At 68.0% G+C, this 21,384-nt stretch carries 22 protein-coding genes; 14 read left to right on the top strand and 8 right to left on the bottom strand.

Features of this window, described 5'->3' with window-relative positions:
- The first annotated feature begins 149 nt into the window (after nucleotides 1-149).
- The 7 genes from C7H75_RS04590 (at nucleotide 150) to C7H75_RS04560 (ending at nucleotide 8,712) form a co-directional block, all read left to right on the top strand.
- Nucleotides 150-1,103, top strand: coding sequence for an acyl-ACP desaturase (locus C7H75_RS04590; RefSeq protein WP_084956496.1), 954 nt, complete (start codon nucleotides 150-152; stop codon nucleotides 1,101-1,103).
- Between the two features lie 97 nt (nucleotides 1,104-1,200).
- Nucleotides 1,201-2,343: a tRNA dihydrouridine synthase DusB gene (gene dusB, locus C7H75_RS04585; RefSeq protein WP_005515348.1), complete on the top strand. Its 1,143-nt coding sequence runs from the start codon at nucleotides 1,201-1,203 to the stop codon at nucleotides 2,341-2,343.
- Between the two features lie 77 nt (nucleotides 2,344-2,420).
- Nucleotides 2,421-3,362 carry a DUF5996 family protein gene (locus C7H75_RS04580; RefSeq protein WP_005515350.1) on the top strand — a complete coding sequence of 314 codons (942 nt, stop codon included), beginning with the start codon at nucleotides 2,421-2,423 and terminating at the stop codon, nucleotides 3,360-3,362.
- Between the two features lie 129 nt (nucleotides 3,363-3,491).
- On the top strand, nucleotides 3,492-5,471 hold the full coding sequence (locus C7H75_RS04575; RefSeq protein WP_084922367.1) for an LCP family protein: 1,980 nt from the start codon (nucleotides 3,492-3,494) through the stop codon (nucleotides 5,469-5,471).
- Nucleotides 5,472-5,553: 82 nt separating this feature from the next.
- Complete coding sequence (gene phoU, locus C7H75_RS04570) at nucleotides 5,554-6,243, top strand: phosphate signaling complex protein PhoU (protein ID WP_005515352.1); 690 nt, start codon at nucleotides 5,554-5,556, stop codon at nucleotides 6,241-6,243.
- A 73-nt stretch (nucleotides 6,244-6,316) separates the two neighbouring features.
- Nucleotides 6,317-7,303 carry an endonuclease/exonuclease/phosphatase family protein gene (locus C7H75_RS04565; protein ID WP_106850990.1) on the top strand — a complete coding sequence of 329 codons (987 nt, stop codon included), beginning with the start codon at nucleotides 6,317-6,319 and terminating at the stop codon, nucleotides 7,301-7,303.
- Nucleotides 7,304-7,581: 278 nt separating this feature from the next.
- Nucleotides 7,582-8,712, top strand: coding sequence for an NDMA-dependent alcohol dehydrogenase (locus C7H75_RS04560; protein WP_005515354.1), 1,131 nt, complete (start codon nucleotides 7,582-7,584; stop codon nucleotides 8,710-8,712).
- 85 nt (nucleotides 8,713-8,797) lie between these two features.
- On the opposite strand, the gene pstB is transcribed toward C7H75_RS04560, so the two are convergent.
- The 6 genes from pstB to C7H75_RS04530 form a co-directional block, all read right to left on the bottom strand.
- Complete coding sequence (gene pstB, locus C7H75_RS04555) at nucleotides 8,798-9,574, bottom strand: phosphate ABC transporter ATP-binding protein PstB (RefSeq protein WP_005515355.1); 777 nt, start codon at nucleotides 9,572-9,574, stop codon at nucleotides 8,798-8,800.
- 94 nt (nucleotides 9,575-9,668) lie between these two features.
- Entirely contained in the window at nucleotides 9,669-10,574 is a 906-nt protein-coding gene (gene pstA / locus C7H75_RS04550; RefSeq protein ID WP_106850989.1) for a phosphate ABC transporter permease PstA, read from the bottom strand.
- A 3-nt stretch (nucleotides 10,575-10,577) separates the two neighbouring features.
- Nucleotides 10,578-11,627: a phosphate ABC transporter permease subunit PstC gene (pstC, locus tag C7H75_RS04545; RefSeq protein ID WP_005515357.1), complete on the bottom strand. Its 1,050-nt coding sequence runs from the start codon at nucleotides 11,625-11,627 to the stop codon at nucleotides 10,578-10,580.
- Nucleotides 11,628-11,685: 58 nt separating this feature from the next.
- Nucleotides 11,686-12,813, bottom strand: a complete 1,128-nt coding sequence (pstS, locus tag C7H75_RS04540) for a phosphate ABC transporter substrate-binding protein PstS (protein WP_022594233.1) — start codon at nucleotides 12,811-12,813, stop codon at nucleotides 11,686-11,688.
- A gap of 205 nt (nucleotides 12,814-13,018) precedes the next feature.
- Nucleotides 13,019-13,927, bottom strand: a complete 909-nt coding sequence (gene mshD / locus C7H75_RS04535) for a mycothiol synthase (RefSeq protein ID WP_005515364.1) — start codon at nucleotides 13,925-13,927, stop codon at nucleotides 13,019-13,021.
- Entirely contained in the window at nucleotides 13,928-14,689 is a 762-nt protein-coding gene (locus C7H75_RS04530; protein WP_081121517.1) for a winged helix-turn-helix transcriptional regulator, read from the bottom strand. It abuts the gene before it with no gap.
- A gap of 141 nt (nucleotides 14,690-14,830) precedes the next feature.
- Here C7H75_RS04530 and C7H75_RS04525 point away from each other — a divergent pair, with 141 nt between their 5' ends.
- From C7H75_RS04525 to C7H75_RS04505, 6 genes are all read left to right on the top strand, one after another.
- Nucleotides 14,831-15,616, top strand: coding sequence for an LmeA family phospholipid-binding protein (locus C7H75_RS04525; protein ID WP_037085655.1), 786 nt, complete (start codon nucleotides 14,831-14,833; stop codon nucleotides 15,614-15,616).
- The gene (locus tag C7H75_RS04520; RefSeq protein ID WP_081121518.1) at nucleotides 15,613-16,086 is read left to right on the top strand and encodes a thioredoxin family protein; all 474 of its coding nucleotides are present in this window, start codon (nucleotides 15,613-15,615) and stop codon (nucleotides 16,084-16,086) included. The genes C7H75_RS04525 and C7H75_RS04520 overlap by 4 nt, the downstream gene beginning before the upstream one ends.
- Entirely contained in the window at nucleotides 16,016-16,195 is a 180-nt protein-coding gene (locus tag C7H75_RS26435; RefSeq protein ID WP_369008841.1) for a putative leader peptide, read from the top strand. Before C7H75_RS04520 ends, C7H75_RS26435 begins: the two co-directional genes overlap by 71 nt.
- A 145-nt stretch (nucleotides 16,196-16,340) precedes the next feature.
- Nucleotides 16,341-16,814, top strand: a complete 474-nt coding sequence (locus C7H75_RS04515; RefSeq protein ID WP_005515368.1) for a DUF4395 domain-containing protein — start codon at nucleotides 16,341-16,343, stop codon at nucleotides 16,812-16,814.
- A gap of 101 nt (nucleotides 16,815-16,915) precedes the next feature.
- Nucleotides 16,916-17,749 (top strand): sulfurtransferase, encoded by an 834-nt coding sequence (locus C7H75_RS04510; RefSeq protein WP_005515369.1) that lies wholly within the window; start codon nucleotides 16,916-16,918, stop codon nucleotides 17,747-17,749.
- A 5-nt stretch (nucleotides 17,750-17,754) separates the two neighbouring features.
- Nucleotides 17,755-18,060, top strand: a complete 306-nt coding sequence (locus C7H75_RS04505; protein ID WP_005515371.1) for a DUF1416 domain-containing protein — start codon at nucleotides 17,755-17,757, stop codon at nucleotides 18,058-18,060.
- A 61-nt stretch (nucleotides 18,061-18,121) separates the two neighbouring features.
- Here C7H75_RS04505 and C7H75_RS04500 read toward each other — a convergent pair whose 3' ends face one another.
- Nucleotides 18,122-19,348 (bottom strand): cutinase family protein, encoded by a 1,227-nt coding sequence (locus C7H75_RS04500; RefSeq protein WP_081183611.1) that lies wholly within the window; start codon nucleotides 19,346-19,348, stop codon nucleotides 18,122-18,124.
- 264 nt (nucleotides 19,349-19,612) lie between these two features.
- On the opposite strand from C7H75_RS04500, the gene C7H75_RS04495 reads away from it, so the two are divergent.
- A complete protein-coding gene (locus C7H75_RS04495) occupies nucleotides 19,613-20,311 on the top strand; it encodes a heme-binding beta-barrel domain-containing protein (RefSeq protein ID WP_013414961.1) in 699 nt (232 codons plus the stop codon).
- Nucleotides 20,312-20,667: 356 nt separating this feature from the next.
- On the opposite strand, the gene C7H75_RS04490 is transcribed toward C7H75_RS04495, so the two are convergent.
- Nucleotides 20,668-21,384, bottom strand: a complete 717-nt coding sequence (locus tag C7H75_RS04490) for a hypothetical protein (RefSeq protein WP_081183354.1) — start codon at nucleotides 21,382-21,384, stop codon at nucleotides 20,668-20,670.

The following is a 21,384-nucleotide window of genomic DNA, read 5'->3' as shown; positions in this document are numbered from 1 at the left end:
CCGGCGTGGGGGCGTCCGGGAGACACCGATCGGTATGTTCCGAACCCATTCCCACCGCCAAACCTACGGTACCGTAGGTTGTCAGCACGATCCTGAAGTACAGCGCCACAGGCATTCAGCGTCAACAACTTTCACGGAGGCAGATACCGATGTCGAGAGACCTCACTCAGCTCGAGCTGCTACAGGAGCTGCAGCCGGTCGCCGAAGAGAACGTCAATCGACATCTCTCCATGGCAAAGGATTGGCATCCGCACGATTACGTCCCGTGGGACGAGGGTCGGAACTTCGCGGCGATGGGCGGCGAGGACTGGGATCCCGAACAGTCCCGTCTGGACGAGGTCGCGAAGGCCGCGATGATCACCAACCTGCTGACCGAGGACAACCTGCCGTCGTACCACCGGGAAATCGCGGAGAACTTCTCGCAGGACGGCGCGTGGGGTACGTGGGTCGGCCGTTGGACCGCCGAGGAGAACCGGCACGGCATCGTGATGCGCGACTACCTCGTCGTCACGCGCGGCGTCGACCCCGTGGAACTCGAGAACGCCCGCATGGTCCACATGACCAACGGCTACACGGCCCCCGGTGGCCCGCACTCGGGTCTGCTGACCTCGGTCGCCTACGTCACGTTCCAGGAACTGGCGACGCGCGTCTCGCACCGCAACACCGGCAAGGCCTGCCAGGACCCGATCGCCGACAAGATGCTCCAGCGCATCGCCGCGGACGAGAACCTGCACATGATCTTCTACCGCAATATCTGTGGTGCCGGTATGGACGTGGCGCCGGACCAGACCCTGCGCGCCGTGACCGATGTCATCAAGAACTTCCAGATGCCCGGCGCGGGTATGCCGAACTTCCGCCGCAACGGCGTGCTGATGGCCAAGCACGGCATCTACGACCTGCGTCAGCATCTCGAAGAGGTCGTGATGCCGGTGCTCCGGAAGTGGAACGTCTTCGAACGCACCGACTTCACCGCACGCGGCGAGGACACCCGCGAGGAACTCGCCACCTTCCTCGAGGGTCTCGAGAAGCAGGCCACCAAGTTCGAGGAGATGCGCGACCGCGCGCTCGCGCGGGACGCCGCGCGTGCGGAGAAGGCCTCCTGACAGGTCGCCACCTGCTCCGTTGCAGCTATCCTGTGCCCGGTACCGGATTCGGTGCCGGGCACAGTCTTTTCTCCCGAAGAATTATCCCGAGGTCTTCATGTCACCCCTTCGCATCGGTTCGCTCGAGCTGGGCAGCCCCGTCGTTCTCGCCCCCATGGCGGGCATCACGAACGTCGCGTTCCGCACACTGTGCCGCGAACTCGAACTCGAACGCGCCGGCAGCACGTCGGGTCTGTACGTGTGCGAGATGGTGACCGCCCGCGCGCTCGTCGAACGTCACCCGGTGACGATGCACATGACCACGTTCGGCCCCACCGAGACGCCGCGGTCGCTGCAGCTGTACACGGTGGACCCGGAGATCACGTACCAGGCGGCGAAGATGATCGTCGACGAGAACCTCGCCGACCACATCGACATGAACTTCGGCTGCCCGGTCCCCAAGGTCACCCGCAAGGGCGGCGGCTCGGCCCTGCCCTACAAGCGCCGCCTTTTCGGACAGATCGTCGCAGCCGCGGTGAAGGCGACCGAGGGCACCGACATCCCCGTCACCGTGAAGATGCGGGTCGGCATCGACGCCGAACACCACACCCACCTCGACGCCGGCCGGATCGCCGCCGCGGAGGGGGCCGCTGCCGTCGCGCTGCACGGCCGAACCGCCGCCCAGCGCTACTCCGGCCAGGCCGACTGGTCCGAGATCGCACGGCTCAAGGAGCACGTCACCGACGTCCCGGTGCTCGGTAACGGCGACATCTTCGCCGCCGAGGACGCCGAGAAGATGATGTCCGAAACCGGTTGCGACGGGGTCGTGGTCGGACGCGGATGCCTCGGCCGACCGTGGCTGTTCGCCGAGCTGAGCGCTGCCCTCAACGGCACCGAGATGCCGGTCCCGCCGAACCTCGGCGAGGTCGCCGCGATCATGATGCGGCACGGGCGACTGCTCGCCGATCATCACGGCGAGGACAAGGGCATGCGCGAGATGCGCAAGCACATCGCCTGGTACATGCGAGGCTTCCCGGCCGGCTCCGAGCTGCGGAACGGCATGGCCCGGGTGTCGTCCCTGGCCGAACTCGAGGGGTTCCTCGGCCAGCTCGATCCGACGGTGCCGTTCCCCAAGGACGCCGAGGGCCCGCGTGGTCGACAGGGCTCGCCCGGCACCGTCGCCCTCCCCGACGGCTGGCTCGACGACCCGGAGGACACGCTCGTCCCCGCCGGCGCCGACGTCATGCATTCCGGCGGATAGCCCCGGCCGCGGGTAGCCCGCGCCTACACTCCGAAGAAGCCTGCAGTTCCTCGAGGATTCTTCCGGAGGTAGACGTCGTGGCCGCTTCCCCAGCAGTTTCGGACCCCTGGCCCGCACTGCGGGTCGACGACTGGCAGCCCACCCGCGACACCCTGCACATGTGGACGCAGATCGTCGGGAAGGTCCGCATGGCGCACACTCCGCTGGTCAATCACTGGTGGCAGGTGCCGCTGTACGTGAGTGCGCGGGGACTGACGACGTCGGCGATCCCGTACCGCACCCGTGTGTTCGAGATCGAGTTCGACCTGTCCGGCCACCGGCTGGCGATCCGCGACAGCAGCGGCGCGCATCGCGAGTTTCCGCTCGAACCGATGCCGGTGGCAGATTTCTACGCGCGCGTCCTACGGATCCTCGACGAGCTGGGCATCGAGACGCACATCCAGCCGACGCCCAACGAGGTGCCCGACGCCGTCCCGTTCGCGGAGGACACGGTCCACGACTCGTACGACCCCGCTGCCGTGAGCCTGTTCTGGAAGCAGCTCATCCAGGCCGATCGCGGCCTGCACATGTTCCGGTCGTACTTCATCGGCAAGGTCAGCCCGGTGCACTTCTTCTGGGGTTCGTTCGACTTGGCGTGCACCCGGTTCTCCGGACGGGCCGCTCCCCCGCATCCGGGTGGCGCCCCCAACTGCGGCGACTGGGTGATGGTCGAGGGGTACTCGCGGGAGCTGTCGAGCTGTGGTTTCTGGCCGGGCGGCGGCGAGGAGGGCGCGTTCTACGCGTACGCGTATCCCGAGCCGGACGGCTTCGCGGACTACCCGGTAGCGCCCGGGCAGGCGTTCTACAGCCCGGATTTCCGCCAGTTCCTGCTGCCTTACGAGACTGTCCGCACCGCTGCGGACCCCGACGCCACGCTGCAGCAATTTCTGCAGACCACCTACGCCGCGGCCGCCGATCGGGGCGGGTGGGACCGGGCCGCACTCGAGTGCGATCCGCACCGCTGGGACAGCCGCCACTGATCTTTCCGATACCGGCGATGCCGAACTTCCCCACCGCGCACTGATGCCCCGGAGGGCGTCGATCAGTATCATTGCGACGTCGTCGAGCGACGGTATCTTTTTTGGAGGCGGAGAGGTCAGGGCGAACAGGTGGGTGACGAGCACAATCCCGGTCACGCCGCGCCGGAAGGCCGGGCCCCCTGGGAACGCCCCATCGCCGACCCCGACTATCGCGAAGCGACCGGTCACCGCCGCCGCCGCGACGGCGAGTCCGGTCGCCGGGCCCTGGACGACGACCCCAGCGAGCAGCTGTCCGTCGCCGAACTCATGCAGAAGATGGGGCGCACCGCCCCCGTCGCCTCGGGGGGCCGCCGAGCGCGGCCGGACGAGGCCGAGGACGTCGACGAGATCGACGAGGCGCCCGGGATCGCCGAACCGGAGGCGCAGTCCCCTCCCGGCTTCGATGCCGAAGCCACCGAGATCATTCCCGCCGTCACCGACGCGCCACCCGCCGACTCCTGGTCCGGCCACGCGCCGGAACCGGAGGAACCCAACTGGGTCGAGCAGGCCGTCACGACGGCGTCCCCGCAAGCGGTCGGCACCCCCAACCGCTCCCGCCTCGCCGAGAACAAGACCCGTAAGCGCCGCAAGGCGCTCGTTGTCGGGCGGTCGATGGTCGCCTTCGTCGCCGTCATGGCGTTGCTCGCGACCGGAACGGTGTGGGGTTACCTCCGCTCCGCCGAGGGCCGCTTCTCGCAGATCGCCGCACTCGACACCGACTCCGCGGACATCGTCGACCCCGGCGGTCAGATGGGCGACGAGAACTACCTGATCGTCGGTACCGACACCCGTGCCGGCGCGTCCGGCGCGATCGGCGCCGGCACCGTCGAGGACGCCGAGGGCGCCCGCTCCGACACCGTGATGCTGGTCCATGTGCCGGCCGACCGCAGCCGCGTCGTCGCGGTCTCGTTCCCCCGCGACCTGGACGTCGAGCGTCCGGTGTGCCAGGCCTGGGACAACGACACCGGCACCTACACCGACGAGACGTACCCGGCCGCGGACGGCGACAAGCTCAACGCGACCTACGCGCTCGGCGGACCGAAGTGCCTCGTGAAGGTCATCCAGAAGATGTCCGGACTACAGATCAAGCACTTCGTCGGCATGGACTTCGCGGGCTTCGAGAGCATGGTCGACACGGTCGGCGGCGTGAACGTGTGCATCCCGCAGCCGTTGATCGACGGCGAACTCGGCAACGTCCTGCCCGTTGCCGGCAACCAGACGCTGGACGGTCGCAAGGCCCTCGACTACGTCCGTGCCCGCCACGTGGAGGCCGAGGGCAACGGCGACTACGGCCGGATCAAGCGGCAGCAGCTGTTCCTGTCGGCGCTGCTGCGCGAGGCGATGTCGAGCAAGGTGCTGTTCGATCCGGGCAAACTCAACGGCTTCATCAACGCCTTCACCCGTGCCACGTTCGTCGAGGGCGTCGACACCCGGTCGCTGCTGACGCTCGGGCAGTCACTGCGCAACGTCGATGCCGGAGCGGTCACCTTCATCACCGTCCCCACCGCCGGCACCAACGACTGGGGCAACGAGATCCCGCGACTCGACGACATCAAGGCGATCTTCCAGGCCATCATCGACGACCAGCCGCTGCCCGGTGAGGAGCGCACGTCCGGCGACAAGAAGGAGACCACGCCGGCGCCCGCACCGGACATCACCGAACTCGCGTCGGCCCCCGAGGAGCTGTCGGTGCAGGTCTCCAACGGCTCCGGGGTCTCCGGCCTGGCCGCCGGCACGGCCGATCGGCTCGCCGCCTACGGCTTCGGCATCTACAGCGTCGGCAACTACAGCTCGACCAGCCGCCAGACGATCGTGCGCTTCGCCCCCGGCCTCGAGGCCGAGGCCGCGACTCTCGCGTCGGCGATACCGGGCGCCGTGCTCGAGTCGACGTCGGGGCTGGGCAGCATCGTCGAGGTGGTGCTCGGCACCGAGTTCGACGGCACGCTCACCGCACCGGCCGCACCCGGCACGCCCGTCGACTCCGGTCCCACGCGCATCTCCGTCGAGGAGGACGCCGAACTGCCCGCCGACCTGGCCGTCACGAACGCCACCGACAACCCCTGCGCCTGAGCCCGGAACTGTCCCGGTCATTCACCCGCCGTTCACCCGACCGTGGTGACTTGGTTTCCGGCACGCCGTAGGCTGTGACCTCATGCGCGTCGCTTACAACGAACAGATGACCGAGCTCGCCGACACCCTCGGCGAGATGGCGGGCTTGGCCGGAGCGGCCATGGAGAAGGCAACCCAGGCACTCCTGCAGGCGGACCTCGGGCTCGCTGAGCAGGTCATCGGCGAGCACGAGAAGATCACCGAGCTGAGCGTCATCGCCGAGGAGCGGGCTTTCGCGCTGCTCGCGCTGCAGGCCCCGGTCGCCGGGGATCTCCGGTCGGTGGTCAGCGGCATCCAGATCGTCTCGGACATCGACCGCATGGGTGCTCTCGCGCTGCACGTCGCCAAGATCACCCGCCGTCGGCACCCCAACCACGTCCTCCCCGAGGAGGTCAACGGGTACTTCGCCGAGATGGGCCGCATCGCCGTCGCGCTCGGCGCGGGCGCCAAGGAGGTCCTCGAGACCCGCGACCCCGAACGTGCCGCGAAGATGCACGAAGAGGACGACGCGATGGACGACCTCCACCGCCACCTGTTCAGCGTGCTCATGGACCGTGAATGGAAGCACGGTGTCGCCGCCGCCGTCGACGTGACCCTCCTCGGCCGCTTCTACGAGCGCTTCGCCGACCACACCGTCGAGGTCGCGCGCCGGGTGATCTTCCTCGTCACCGGCAAGATGCCCGTCGAGCCCAGCAACGAGTCCGACGACCTCACCACCTATCCGGAGCTGTAGCGAACGGACACCGAGCGCCCGTCGGGATTCCTTCCCAGCGGGCGCTTCGCGTCGGACAGGGCATGATCGACACGTGCGCCTGCCTCCACACCTCGAGCGATCGACCGGCATCGTCGGAGTGTTGTGCGCCGCGTACGGGACGGTGGGTCTGCTCGCGTCGACCGTCCCGGTGGAGAACCGGTTCGTCGTCCTGCTGGCGGGCCGGACGCCGTCCCTGCTGCTGCTGACGTTGTTCGGCGCGATCGTCGCCACCGTGGGCCGACGATGGCGTGCGTCCGCCGCCTGCCTCGCCGTGTGCGCTCTGGGGACCTGGCTGCTCGCACCGCTGTTCATCCCCGGAGCAGACGGCGTGTCCCCCGCGTCTGCCACCGGCCCCACCGTTCGCGTCATGCAGGCAAACGTCAAGGTGGGCCAGGCCGATCCGGATGCACTCGTGCGGACGGTCCGCGACCGGGACGTCGACATCCTGACCGTGCAGGAGCTGACCGACGAGTCGATCGAGGCGCTGGAACGAGCGGGACTCGACGACGTACTGCCCCACCGATTCGTGGTGTCGTACGGTCCGGGCGGTCAGGGCGGCGGGGTCTACAGCCGATTCCCGCTGTCGAACACCCACAACCTGCCCGACTTCTTCTCGGTGAACCTCACCGCGGACATCGACGTCGGGCTGCGGGAACCGCTGACGCTGTTGGCGGTTCACCCCGCACCCGCGTATCTGTTCCCGGCGCAACTGTGGGCGGCCGAACTGCGCGGCATCCACGACGAGATGCGCTCGTTCGCCGGGCGCGACAACGTCGTCGTCAGCGGTGACTTCAACGCGAGCTACACCCAGCCGCAGTACCGCGCGCTGCTCACCGACGGTTACGCCGACGCGGCCGATCAGTTGGGCGCCGGGCTGGTTCCGACGATGCCGGCGGCGCGCTGGTATCCGGCCGTCACCGGGATCGACCGCGTCATCACCAAGGGTGCCGTTGCGACGGATCTGGAACGCATCGACATCGCCGGATCCGACCATCACGGCCTGCTCGTCGACGTCCGGCTGCGCACCGACGGCTCGTAAGTTCCGTTTCCCGTCCGGCCAGATCCCCTCCCCGCCAAAGCAATCGACAGAACGAACGGACGCCGGTCAAACGTCTGACGCACCCGCGTGCACGACATTCCGGTACCGACATGTCTACCGCCGCGGGCGTCACGGATTTCGTTGACACGCCGTCCAGCGAGTGCCATTGTGTGAGCATTCCGAGCGGGGTCGGTCCACCACTCGACCGCAGATCCATGTGCAGCACTCACTTCGAAGTTCGTCATCGCAACGTCGTCTCGTAGAGGGGAATCCGCAACATGAAGACCAAGGGCGCAATTCTGTGGGGGCTCGACGAACCGTGGTCGGTCGAGGAGATCGACCTCGGCGATCCCCGCGAGGGCGAGGTCCAGGTGGAACTGGCCGCGTCGGGCCTGTGCCACTCGGACCACCACCTCGTCACCGGCGACATCGCGCTGCCGAGCTTCCCCGCGCTCGGCGGGCACGAGGGTGCGGGCGTGATCAGCAAGGTGGGCCCGGGCGTCAAGGGGCTGGCGGAGGGCGATCACGTGGTGCTCTCCTTCATCCCCGCCTGCGGCCAGTGCGCCCAATGTTCCACCGGCCACCAGAATCTCTGCGACCTCGGCATGTATCTGCTCACCGGGCAGGCCATCTCCGACGGCACCCACCGCGTGCAGGCGCGAGGGAAGGACGTCATCCCGATGTGCCTGCTGGGCACGTTCTCGCCGTACGTGACCGTGAACCAGTTCTCGGTGGTGAAGATCGAGCCGTACATCTCGCTGGAGGCGGCGGCGCTCGTCGGCTGCGGTGTCACCACCGGATGGGGATCGGCCGTCAACATCGCGGACGTCCGCCCGGGTGAAACCGTGATCGTCGCCGGCGTCGGCGGCATCGGCATCAATGCGGTTCAGGCCGCGGCAGCGGCCGGCGCCGAGCGGATCATCGCGATCGACCCGGTCGAGTTCCATCGGGACCAGGCCAAGCGCTTCGGCGCCACCCACACGTTCGCCTCCATGGCGGAAGCCATCGAGCCGGTCATGGAGATCACCTGGGGCCGCATGGCCGACAAGGTGATGCTGGCGATGGGCGTGGTGCACGGCGAGGACATCGAGCCGGCGATGATCCTGACCGCCAAGGGCGGAAGGTGCGTCGTCATCGGCCTGGCCTCGGTCACCGACATGGATACCCGACTCAGCCTGTTCCAGCTGTCGATGCTGCAGAAGCAGCTGTGCGGCACGATCTTCGGCGGGGCCAACCCTCGCAAGGACATCCCGTCACTGCTGTCGATGTACCACTCCGGCAAGCTGAACCTCGACGATCTCATCACCAAGACCTACCGGCTCGAAGAGATCAACGACGGCTACCAGGACATGCTGGAGGGCAGGAACATTCGCGGCGTGATCCGGTACACGGACGCCGATCGGAGCTGAACCGACCTGACGCGAACGACCGTACGAGCGGGACACGACGAGGCCCGGTGCGTCGATACGCACCGGGCCTCGTCGTGGAAGTAGATCAGCCGAAACGGCCCGAGATGTAGTCCTCGGTCGCCTTCTGGGTGGGATTGGAGAAGATCTTCTCGGTGTCGTCGATCTCGATGAGCCGGCCCGGCTTGCCGGTGGCCTCGAGGTTGAAGAACGCCGTCTGGTCGCTCACGCGCGCAGCCTGCTGCATGTTGTGCGTGACGATGACGATCGTGAAGTCCTTCTTCAGTTCGGTGATGAGATCCTCGATCGCGAGCGTCGAGATCGGATCCAGCGCCGAGCACGGCTCGTCCATCAGCAGAACGTCCGGCGAGACCGCGATCGCGCGAGCGATGCACAGACGCTGCTGCTGACCACCCGAGAGACCGCCGCCCGGCTTGTCGAGGCGGTCCTTGACCTCGTTCCACAGGTTCGCGCCGCGCAGCGACTGCTCGGCGATCTCGTCGAGCTTCTTCTTGTCGCGCATGCCCTGCAGCTTGAGCCCGGCGACCACGTTGTCGCGGATCGACATCGTGGGGAACGGGTTGGGCCGCTGGAACACCATGCCGATGGTCTTGCGGACGCCGACCGGGTCGACCGACGAGCCGTAGATGTCCTCGCCGTCGAGCAGCACGGAGCCCTCGACGCGGGCGCCCGGGGTGACCTCGTGCATGCGGTTGAGTGAACGCAGCACCGTCGACTTGCCACAGCCCGACGGCCCGATGAACGCGGTGACGCTGCGCGGGGGCACCGACAGCCCGACATCGGCGACGGCGTGGAACTTGCCGTAGTAGATGTTGACGTCCTTGAGATCCAGACGCTTGGCCATTATCGGCTCCCTACTGGTGCGAGCGTCAGCTCGAGTATGTGCTTACGAGGTTCTGGGGTTGCGGCGATTGCGCCGATCGCCGCTTGTTCGGTGCTCACTTGTTGCGCACCGTGGTGAAGTGGCCGATCACCTTCGCGATGATGTTGAGGACCGCGATGAGGAGGATCAAGGTCAGGGCCGCACCCCAGATCCGGTTGGAGCCGGCGTCGGTGGGGTTGTTCATCTCCGCGACCATCACGCCCGGCAGCGTCCCCATCTCTCCACCGAACAGGTTGAAGTTGATGAACGGCGCGTAGCCCACCAGGATCAGCAGCGGCGCGGTCTCACCGAGGACGCGGGCCAGGGCCAGCATGACGCCGGTGATGATGCCGGGCAGGGCGGTCGGAACGACGATGCAGGCGATGGTCTTCCACTTGGGCACGCCCAGCGCGTACGACGCCTCACGCAGGTCGTCCGGCACGATCCGCAGCATCTCCTCGGTGCTGCGGACCACGACCGGAACCATCAGCAGCACCAGTGCGAGCGACACCGCGAACGCCGACTTGGGGAAGCCGAACGTCGCGATCCACAGCGCGTAGATGAACAGGGCCGCGACGATCGACGGGACACCGGAGAGGATGTCGACCATGAACGTGGTGAGCTTGCCGAGCCGCGAATTACCCGCGTACTCCACGAGATAGACCGCGACGAACAAACCGAGCGGGACGGACAGCGCGGCGCAGACGAGTCCCTGCATCAGCGTCCCGATGAGGGCGTGGTAGATGCCGCCGCCCTCGGCCGAGGCCGACAGTCCGCTCAGCGAATGGGTGAACCACGTCTGCGACATGATGGCACTGATGCCCTTGACCACCACCGTCCACAGCACCCACACGAGCGGCACGAGCGCGATGAGGACGGACAGGGTCACCAGCACCGTGGCGGTGAGATCGGTGGAGCGGCGGCGGAATCCGACACCTTGGAAGGCGGGCGCCTTGATCGGCTTGTCGAGGACGCTGGTCATCGGTCAGTCCCGCTTTCCGGCGATCGCGGCACGCGCTGCCGCGTTGACCACGAAGGTGAGCACGAACAGGACCAGGCCGGCGGCGATGTAGGCACCCGCCTGGATGTTGTTGTTGAACTCGGCGTAGCCGAGGGCGATCTTCGATGCGATCGTCGAACCGCTGTCGAAGAGCGATCCACTGAACGCCTGCGACGTGGTGCGCAGGATCATGTACAGCGCCATGGTCTCGCCCAGCGCGCGGCCCAGACCGAGCATCGAGCCGCTGATGTAGCCGGACTTGCCGAACGGAATGACCGTGGTGCGCACCACTTCCCAACGGGTGGCGCCGAGCGCGAGCGCGGCCTCGACGTGCGCCTTGGGTGTCTGGGCGAACACCTCGCGGGTCACCGCGGTGATCACCGGCAGGATCATCACCGCGAGCACGATGCCGGCCGTGAAGATTGTGCCGCCACCGCGGATGGAGCCGCTGCCGTCGGCGAAGATGGGAATCCATCCGAGATGCTCGTTGAGCCACACCGCGAGCGGTGCGATGGCCGGAGCGAACACCAGCAGCCCCCACAGGCCGTAGACGATCGACGGCACCGCGGCGAGCAGGTCGATCACGTACGCGAGCGGCCGGGACAGCTTCTTCGGCGCGTACTCGGTGAGGAAGATCGCGATACCGAGCGCCACCGGCATCGCCAGCACCAGCGCGAACACCGACACCATCACCGTGACCAGCAACAGGTCCAGGACGCCGAACGCCATCGCGTTGATGTTGTCGGTGTCCCACACCCGGCTGGTGAGGAAGTTGACCTCGTTGCGCTGCAACGCGGGGACTGCACGCCAGATCAGGAAGATGCCGACCGCAGCTACCAGCAGCGTGATGAAGACCGCCGATCCCGATGCGAGTGATCCGAAGATCCGGTCGCCGGGACGGGTGACCGTCTTGTTCTTCGTGGCCTGTGGGGTAGTGATCGGGGCCTCCGGGTTACCGTGCGGACCGCCCACCCCGGCCCCGCCGTCCGCGGGGTCGGAGGCGCGTGGTGTCGACCTTGTGCTCGCGTCAGTCATCTGCGCTCACATTCTCCGTCTGAATATAGATGGGCGGTCCGTCGGACGATCGTTCCGATCAGGCGATCGCGGAGATCGACTCGTTGATCTTGGCGCGGAACGACTCCGGCAGCGGCACGTAACCCTGGTCGGCCAGCGTCTGCTGTCCCTCGTTCGCGGCGCTGGTGAGGAACGACTTCACCGCGTTGCCCGTGGCCTCGTCGTAGCCCTTGGAGCAGACGATCTCGTAGGTGGCGAGAACCAGCGGGTAGGCGCCGGCTTCCTGGGTGCCGTAGATCGACTTCAGGTCGAGCGTGAGGTCACCGGTGCCCGAGCCCTTGAACGACGCGTTCGCGATGGCCTTCGACGCGGTCTCCTGCGTCAGTTCCACCGGGCCGGAACCGGTGTCGATCTGCGCGGCCGGGAGCTTCTGCTGATCGGCGAACGACTTCTCGACATACGTGATCGAGCCGGGAGCCGACGCGACGGCCTGAGCGACGCCCGCCGAGCCCTTCGCGCCCTCACCGACGCCACCCTTGAAGTCGGAACCGGCACCCTGCGTCCAGGCACCCTTCGACGAGGCCTCGAGGTACTGCTGGAAGTTGTCGCTGGTGCCGGAGGAATCCGAGCGCACGATGGGGCTGATCTTCTCGTCGGGGAGCTTCACGCCGGAGTTCAGCGCGGCGATGGCCGGGTCGTTCCAGTTGGTGATGCCGCCGTTGAAGATCTTGGCGATGGTCTCGCCGTTCAGGACGAGTCCGTCGACGCCGTCGAGGTTGTAGGCGATCGCGACCGGACCGAACACGAGCGGCAGATTCCAGGCGTCGTTGCCCTGGCAACGCTGCTTGGCCTGCTCGGCCTGCTCACCCTTGATCGCCGAGTCGGAGCCGGCGAAGTCGATCTGGTTGGCGATGAACTGCGTGCGGCCGTCACCGGAGCCGCTGGGGTTGTACGCGACGTTGACGCTCTTGCCCTTCTGCTGGCAGGCCGCGATGTAGGTCGAGGTGAACTCGTCCATCGCGTTCTTCTGCGCAGACGATCCGGCGCCGGAGAGCTTGTCCTTGCCGTCGCACAGGGCCGTGGACGCCGACGTGTCGACGGTCGACGACGCGGCGTTGTTGTCGCTGCCGCACGCGGTCAGCGACATCGCCGTCACGGCACCCACAGCTACCACTCCGAGCAGTGCGCCCTTGCGGTCGAGATTCACCCTGGTCCTCCGCTGGTCTAGCGTCACGCCCACGGTCGGGCGGCACGGTAGGTGCGGGACGCAAGCCCGCACCGGGCGACGTTCTGTCACCCAGGCCAGAAAGGTAGGGGCGCCCGGTAGCCAACGGGACCCGGTTCGGTGAACGGAAGATGAACACCCGCGAGAATTCGACCGAGACGTGGGTCACACCGTCCGAACGGCCAGGTCAGGGCTGTGCGGCGTAAGCGACGTCCACGTGGAACCGCTCGAATCCGAGGCGCTCGTACGTGTGCAGCGCGGCGGTGTTGTCACCCTCGACGTACAGCAGCACGGTGCCCAGCCCACGGTCACGCAGATGGTGCAGGCCGGCGAGCGTGAGCACTCGGCCCAGGCCCCGGCCCTGCGCGTCGGGGTCGATGCCGACCACGTACACCTCCCCCAGCGCGGGGTCGCCGTTCTCGGGCGCGTGCACCTTGGTCCAGTGGAAGCCCAGGAGACGATTCGGGTCCCCTTCCGACGGGAAGGCCAGGAACAGCCCCGCGGGATCGAACCACGGCTCGGCGCGACGCTCGTCGATCTCGCGCTGCGTCCACGTCCCCTGCTCGGGGTGCCACGCGAAGGCGGCCGCGTTGACGCGCAGCAACTCCGCGTCGTCCTCGGGTCCACGGTAGGTCCGCAGCGTGACGCCGTCCGGCACCACGACGTCGGGCAGGTCCGGGGTTGCGAGCGAGCGACGCAGCTGCAGCAGTTCCCGGGCGCCGGTGAGACCGAGCCGCCGCGCGACCGCGACCGCGGCAGGCAGGTTGCCGTGCGCCCACACCCGGGTGCCGGGTCCGCCCGCCTCGAGCACCGCGGCCACCAGTCGGCCACCGACACCGGCCCCGCGCTCGGCCGGGTCGACCACGACCTCCGCCATGGCGGGATGGTCCCCGTGGCCGGGCTCGAGGTGCGCGTAGCCCACTGGACGGTTTTCCACCGTGCAGACCAGGTGTCGGGACGGACCGTCGGCCGCCAGCGCATGCACCGCCTGCTCCGAGATCGGCGCGGTGCCGTCGGCCACGGTGGCACGGGCAATCATCGCCCGAACCGCCTCGACCGGCGGTGAATCGATCCAGTCGAGCTGCTGCACGGTCATCTAGTACGCCGATCCGTTGGTAGGGGTGAGATCCGTGTCGTCGGTGTCCTCCGCCTCGCCCGTATCGCCGACGGGTCCGCCCCGGCCGGCGTTCCGCGCCGGGCGGACCGCCTTGTAACCGACGTTGCGGACGGTGCCGATCAGCGACTCGTACTCGGAGCCGAGCTTGGCGCGTAGTCGTCGCACGTGGACGTCGACGGTTCGAGTCCCACCGAAGAAGTCGTAACCCCACACCTCCTGCAGCAACTGGGCGCGGGTGAAGACCCGGCCGGCGTGCTGTGCGAGGTACTTCAGGAGCTCGAACTCCTTGTAAGTCAAATCGAGGGGACGTCCCCGCAGTCGCGCGGTGTACGTCCCCTCGTCGATCACGAGCTCTCCGAGCGTGATCTTGCCGGTGGCCTCGGGACTGGCCACCCCGCCGTTGCGGCCGACCAGCAACCGCAGTCGCGCGTCGAGTTCCGCGGGCCCGGTCGACGGCAACAGGATGTCGTCGAGCCCCCAGTCGGAGTTCACCGCGACAAGGCCGCCCTCGGTGAGTACGGCCACGACCGGAATCGCCGATCCTGTGCTGCCGAGTAGTCGGCACAGGCCGCGGGCTGCGGCCAGGTCGCTACGGGCGTCGACGAGTGCCACATCCGCGGCGCCGGCCTCGAGCAGCGACGAAACCTCTGTCGGAGCGGGGCGCACGGAATGGGACAGCAATGCCAACGAGGGCAGCACCGTATCGGGATTGGGGTCGGAGGTCAGAAGCAGCAGCTCCACTCAACCTCCCTCTCTGCGTCGCGAGTGCCGACGCAGGGGCCGACACCGAGTGGACCGACGTTCATGTTTCGGGGACAGATTAGCGCGAGGTCAGGCAGGACCGTCGCACCGGTGCCCGACGGACTCGGTAAGAATGGTGAGGTGCGCAAACTCATCATCGGCCTGGTGTGCCTCGTCGGACTCGCCGTCGTCGTCGATTTCGGCGCTGCCGCCTACTCCGAGTTCCGGGTTTCGCGCGCGCTGCGGGAGGGCGGCTCGCTCAACGCGGACCCCGAGGTGACCATCCACGGCTTCCCCTTCCTCACCCAGGCGTGGAACGGAAAGTACGACAACGTCGAGATCCGGGCGCAGCAGGTCGAGGCCGACATGATCGGAGAGGTCACGATCGAGGCGTCCCTCAAGGGAGTGGTCGTCCCGGCGTCCGCGCTGCTCGACGGCTCGGTGCAGACCGTCCCGGTGGATTACCTCGACGGCCGGATGAAGATCGACGCCACCGACCTCGGCAAGTTCCTCGGCATCCCGGACCTGCAGGTTTCCGCTCCGCCGGCGAGCAAGTCCGACGGCACCGGTGGTTCCGGCGGATCGGGTTCGACCACCGACGACGGCGGCATCGTCCTCACCGGCACGGTTCCGGTCGGGCCGCTGCAGACCACGGTGAGTGTGCAGGCCGACCTGGTCCTGCGGGGCGAGCAGCTGATGATCGTGGCCACCGACTTCAACTTCGGCCCCGAGGGCGAGGCCGAGTTCACGGTGCCGGCCCCGTTGCGCCAGCAGGTGCTCGACCGCTTCACCAAGACGATCGACCCGCAGTCGCTGCCGTTCGGCATCATGCCCACCGAGGTGTACGCGCAGGGTTCGCAGATCGTCGTCGAGGGCACCGGCGAGAACCTCGTCATCAACCTCGACGAACTGCAGGCGCAGCTGTGACCGCGCTGATCATCCTCGTCGTGGCGATCGCCGCGACCGTGGCCGTCGGGCTGATACTGCAGTCCCGCGCCGGCAAGGTGCGCGCCACGGCCCCGGCCGCCACCGCAGCCGTCGACGACGAGCGGGCGACGCAGCTCGCGGCCGCCGGTGTCACCGCGACCGGAGGCCCGATCGTGCTGCACTTCTCGGCCGACTGGTGCGGCCCGTGTGCTGCGGTCCGCCGCGTGGTCGGACAGGTCCTCGCCCGATTCGAGGCGGACCCCGACGGCACTCCGGCCGCCACCGAGGCGGAGGTCGACATCGACGAACATCCCGCTCTGGCAAAAACTCTCGGCGTCCTGTCGCTGCCCACGACGTTCATCCTCGACGGCGCGCTCACCGAGCGGTTCCGCATCTCGGGTGTGCCGTCCGCACCGGACCTCGAGACCGCACTCGCACCCCTGCTCGAAACCGGGCGCCCCAATTCCTGAAAAACCGGGTACGCTGCACCACGTGTACGCCAACCATGAGCTGATGCTCACCCGTCGCCGCGCAGTCGATCTGTGCCGCCTCGGTGGTTGTTGCTGTCCCTGCTGCTGATCACGCAGACGGCTGTCTTCTTCTCTTCGCCCAGCGTCTCTCGCTGCGACCCCCGTCCGTGATCGGTGAATCCCCCCGAGTCCGGTCCCTGCCGCATCTCCACGTCGGCACGTCAACAATCGGTAGTCCGCAGGAGCACCCCACAATGGCAACTCCCACGTCCACGCACCCGGCCCAGCAGGTCGACGTCCGCGGTCCGCGCTTCGCCGCGTGGGTCACGACCGGCGTCCTCGTCCTCGTGCTGTTGCTCTCGACCGTCTCCACTCTCGCCGCCGGCCTGCTGCTCACCGCGCAGGCCGTGGTGTTCGCGATCGGCGCTGTCGCCGGACCGCGCCGCAGCCCGTACGGCCAACTCTTCGCCGCGTTCGTCGCGCCGCGGCTGAGCCCGACGGTCGAGCGCGAGCCCGTCGCCCCACTGCGGTTCGCGCAGGGCGTCGGGCTGACCTTCGCCGCCGTCGGCGCGGTTGCCTTCCTGCTCGGCGCGGGCATCGTCGGCGGCATCGCGACCGGGTTCGCCCTGTTCGCCGCCCTGCTCAACGCCGCCTTCGGCATCTGCCTCGGCTGCCAGATCTATCCGCTGGTCGCGCGTCTGCGCGGCGGCACACCCAGCGCAGCCTGACCACCGACCCCGTCTCCCCCGTGCGGGACCGTGCTCGCACCGGTCCCGCCCGCCTCGCTCCACGCATTCACACCCGCGCTCCATCATCGAAAGGACACTTCATGGCTCGCTCCGACGTCCTGGTCTCGGCAGACTGGGCAGAGCAGAACCTCGATGCTCCCAAGACCGTCTTCATCGAGGTCGACGAGGACACCGCCGCATACGACGCCAGCCACATCGAGGGCGCGATCAAGCTCGACTGGCGCAAGGACCTGCAGGACGGCGTCCGCCGCGACTTCCTGAACCAGGAGCAGTTCTCCGCACTGCTGTCCGCCAAGGGCGTCGCGAACGACGACACCGTGGTCCTCTACGGCGGCAACAACAACTGGTTCGCGGCCTACGCGTACTGGTACTTCAAGCTGTACGGCCACCAGGACGTCAAGCTGATCGACGGCGGCCGCAAGAAGTGGGAGCTCGACGGCCGTCCGCTGTCGAAGGAGACCGTCACCCGCCCGGCCACCGAGTACAAGGCCGCAGCGCCCGACACCTCGATCCGCGCCTTCCGCGACGACGTGATCGCCGCGATCGGTTCCGCGAACCTGGTGGACGTCCGCTCCCCCGACGAGTACTCGGGCAAGATCCTCGCGCCGGCGCACCTGCCGCAGGAACAGGCTCAGCAGCGTGGCCACGTCCCCGGCGCCATCAACATCCCGTGGAGCACCACCGCCAACGAGGACGGCACCTTCAAGTCGGACGCCGACCTCGAGAAGCTGTACGCGGACAAGGGATTCGACGAGACCAAGGACACCATCGCCTACTGCCGTATCGGCGAGCGCTCGAGCCACACCTGGTTCGTGCTGCAGGAGATCCTCGGTAAGCAGAACGTGAAGAACTACGACGGCAGCTGGGTCGAGTACGGCTCGCTGGTCGGCGCACCGATCGAGTTGGGAGCATAAGGAAAATGTGCGGAGCACCTGTTCAGACCCAGACCCTGCCCGCGGGCGTGAACGTCGAGAAGGAAACCGTCATCACCGGCCGCGTGCTGGCCGCTGACGGCCAGCCGGTGGGTGGCGCGTTCGTCCGCCTGCTCGACGGCACCGACGAGTTCACCGCCGAGGTCGTCGCGTCCGCGACCGGCGACTTCCGCTTCTTCGCCGCACCCGGCACCTGGAAGGTCCGCGCCCTGTCGAGCACCGGCAACGGCGACGTGACGATCACCCCGGACAGCGCCGGCGTCTACGCCGTCGACGTGACGGTCGCGAAGTAGGTCGTTCGACACCAGACACGAAGGGGCGCCACTCCACTCGGAGTGGCGCCCCTTTCGTCGCCTAGGCGCCACCGCGTGGCAGTCCGTCGATCCACTCGGCAACTCGTTCACTGTCGCCGAGGAGTGGTGCGGGGCCGGGAAGCCAGTAGAGGACGTGCTGGAGCGGTCCGAGGAACAGGTACGGCTTGACGATGAGATCGACGATGCCGCGGTTGTCCTCGAGGAATCCGGCTCCTTCGGCGCCGAGCTTGGCCCGGACCACGTCGGCCCCCGGTCCACGCGCCCAGGCATCCAGTGCCGCAATGCGTTCCGGTGTCGCTGCCGCCATCGCCGCATCGTCACGGTAGGTCTGGTCGGCGACGGTTCGCAGCACGTCGAGCAGCGACTCGTCGGAGGTGAACCAGTCCTCGCGGGTGACGATATGGGCGATCGCGCGCGCCGACATGTCGGATGCCACGCGACCGAAGTCGGCGAACGTCTGCACCGGGTTCACGATCGTGAACCGCACCTGTCCGAGCACACCGAGCGCGAGTTCGAGCAGCGCGATGTCCGGCGGGGCGTCACACGCGATGTCCATCGGGCGGCAGTCGTAGAGGATCCGGCCGGCGAGCGCGCCGTAATCGGCCGGCTCGGACGCCATGAAGCCCCCGCCGGCCGGTCCGGGCTCGCCGAGCGACGGCGTCCCGGCCGGGCGGTAGGGGTCTCCGACGAGCGCGACGCCTGCGATGTCGTCGGCGGTCACGGCTGCCGACGCGTCCCGGTGGCCGATGTCCCGGGCGACCCGTTCGGTGATCTCGGCGCCGACGCTGTAGCCGAGCAGGACGAACCGGGTCGCGGCGCCGCACTGCGCCTTCTTCTCGTCGAGTATCCGGTTCGCCGATGCCACGCCGGCGGCCACCGAGTCCTGGTAGGTCGGCACGTCCGCCAGCAGTCCCACGCCGTAGGTCGACGGATAGGGCACGTACATCCACCCCACCGTGCCCGGCTGATCCCGGTTCGCCTGGCCGAGCGACACGGTGATCCGGTTCAGCCAGTTGGCCCCGGGCAGCTGGTTCATGTCGGCGAACGGGTCACGGTCCACGGTGGAATCACCGGCGCCCGACGCCGCGACCACCAGAAGGTCGGGGCACCCCGCACCGCCGTTGTTCGGGTCGACGACGGGCGCCCCGGCCGACCCCGGCGCCGACGACCCTTCCGCCGCCGCGACACCACCGGACGCGAACAGGGTCGCGGCGGCGACCAGCCCACCGAGAGCCGTTCCGACCATCCGCTCAACCCTGCGTCCCATCGACACCTCCGAACGTTCGCACCCAGTGCTGATCTTGTTCCGTTGGCGATCCGGGAGCACCGTACTCCCGCATAACGGGCGTCGAGCTCGATTCGGCCGGATCGATTCACCCGGCGGCACGGTCCCGTCCGATTTCGAACGCCGCGGGGGCGCGGTCTAAGATGAGCCCGTGGTCATCTTCTTCGAGGTTCTCCTGGTACTTGCCGCCATCCTGATCACCTGGTTCTCGCTGTACGTCGTGTACCGGCTGGTCACCGACAAGCCGTGAATCAGGATCCCGGCGCAGGCGGTTCGCAGCCTGACGACACCGAGTCGCACGTAGTTCGTGGCAGCGGCGACCGGGCGGTCGCGGCTGCAGAAGAGCGTGCGAAGGAAACGGCGGGTCGCAACATCCCGACACTGCCCGATCTCCCCCTGCCCGAGGACACCGCGAATCTGCGGCTCGGGCCGGACCTCAACCCGGGAATGCTCGCGCTCCTGCCGCTCGTCGGCGTGTGGCGCGGCGAGGGCGAGGGTCACGATGCGGAGAGCGGCGACGACTACCCGTTCGGCCAGCAGATCGTCGTGTCGCACGACGGTGGCAACTACCTGGTCTGGGAGTCCCGCACGTGGCGTCTGGACGCGGACGGCGCCTATGTCGGCCCCGATCAGCGCGAGAGCGGCTACTGGCGCGTCGCCGGCGACGGTATCCCCGGTAGCACCAAGGAGGAAGTTGTCGAGCTCCTCCTCACGCACTCGTCGGGTGTCGTCGAACTGTTCTACGGCCAGGCCCTCACGCAGTCTTCGTGGGAACTCGCCACCGACGTCGTGATCCGTAGCGAGTCCGGCGAACTCATCGGCGGCGCCAAGCGTCTGTACGGCATCGTCGAGGGCGGCGATCTGGCGTACGTCGAAGAGCGCGTCGTCGCCGACGGGCCTCTCGCCCCTCGCTTTTCGGCACGACTCCAGCGCTACATCGGCTGACCCCCGAACGACAGCGACCCCCGGGCCCGTCCACGTGACGAAGCCCGGGGGTTTCGTCGTTCGTGGAGTTCCGGCCTGGACGTGGCCGGAGGGCTCGGGGGTCGGGTAGCTGTCTGGGATTCGCCAGCCGCGCTGCGGTCAGTGAACCCGAAAAGCATCGTGGCTAGCGGACAGCCACCTCACGTGTCCGTTTGTCATTCAACTTCAGACCACCTCCTTCCTCGTGTAGACCCGAAGCTACGCTCGACGGAAGCGCTCGGCAACGGATTATCCGGTGACGTGTTTCACGCAGCGAACGAGCCCCGCCCCGGACAGTGCCGGGACGGGGCTCGCGTGTGGTTCGGGTGGGACGGGAACTAGCTCATGTTGCCGAGCACGTTGCCCAGGATTCCGCCGACCACGTTGGAGATCGAACCCTGCGGGTCGGTCAGCGATCCGAAGACCTGACCACCGATGCCCAGGTCCTCGAGGCTGCCCGAACCGGCCTCCACCGGGTTCGGCTGACGGACCGTGACACAGACGCCCATCGGATTGATGTTCCAGTCTCCGCCCGCGAGCAGGATGTTGGTGCCGGCACCGCTGTCCAGCTTGCTACCGACCACGGCGTTGTCCGGGATCTTGTACGTGGTTTCCAAGGCGACGACTCCGCCGCCCGCCGTGGTCCACCCGGCGCCCGTGGCCTTGACGGAGTTGTTGCCGACGACGGCGGTGCCGGTGACGTCCTCCCACTGCTGCCCCCCGATCACCCACTTCACGTTCACCCGGGCCTTCACCAACTCGAAGCCGGCGGGGTGGAAGTCACGAATCTCGCCGACGAGCGCACCCGAGCCGGACACCTTCGTGAGGTAGGTGACGGTGTGCCCGGGAGCGGCGGTGCCGTCACCGACGATCTCCTTGCTGATGGTGTAGGGGGTCCAGACGGAACCGGGCCAATCGTCGGTGACCGACTGCTTGGTGGCACACGCCGGAGCGGCCTGCGCCGTGGTGGCTCCGAGTCCGACGGTGACGCCGGCGGCGAGGATCGCCATCGAGGCGGTGGCGGCGACGGCGTGTCGTAGCGAGCGACGTGACAT

The organism is Rhodococcus (subgen. Prescottella) equi, assembly GCF_003013675.1.
Taxonomy (GTDB): Bacteria; Actinomycetota; Actinomycetes; order Mycobacteriales; family Mycobacteriaceae; genus Prescottella; species Prescottella equi.
The sequence above is the reverse complement of the archived record's forward strand: the minus strand, read 5'-3'. Positions and strand labels throughout refer to the sequence as shown.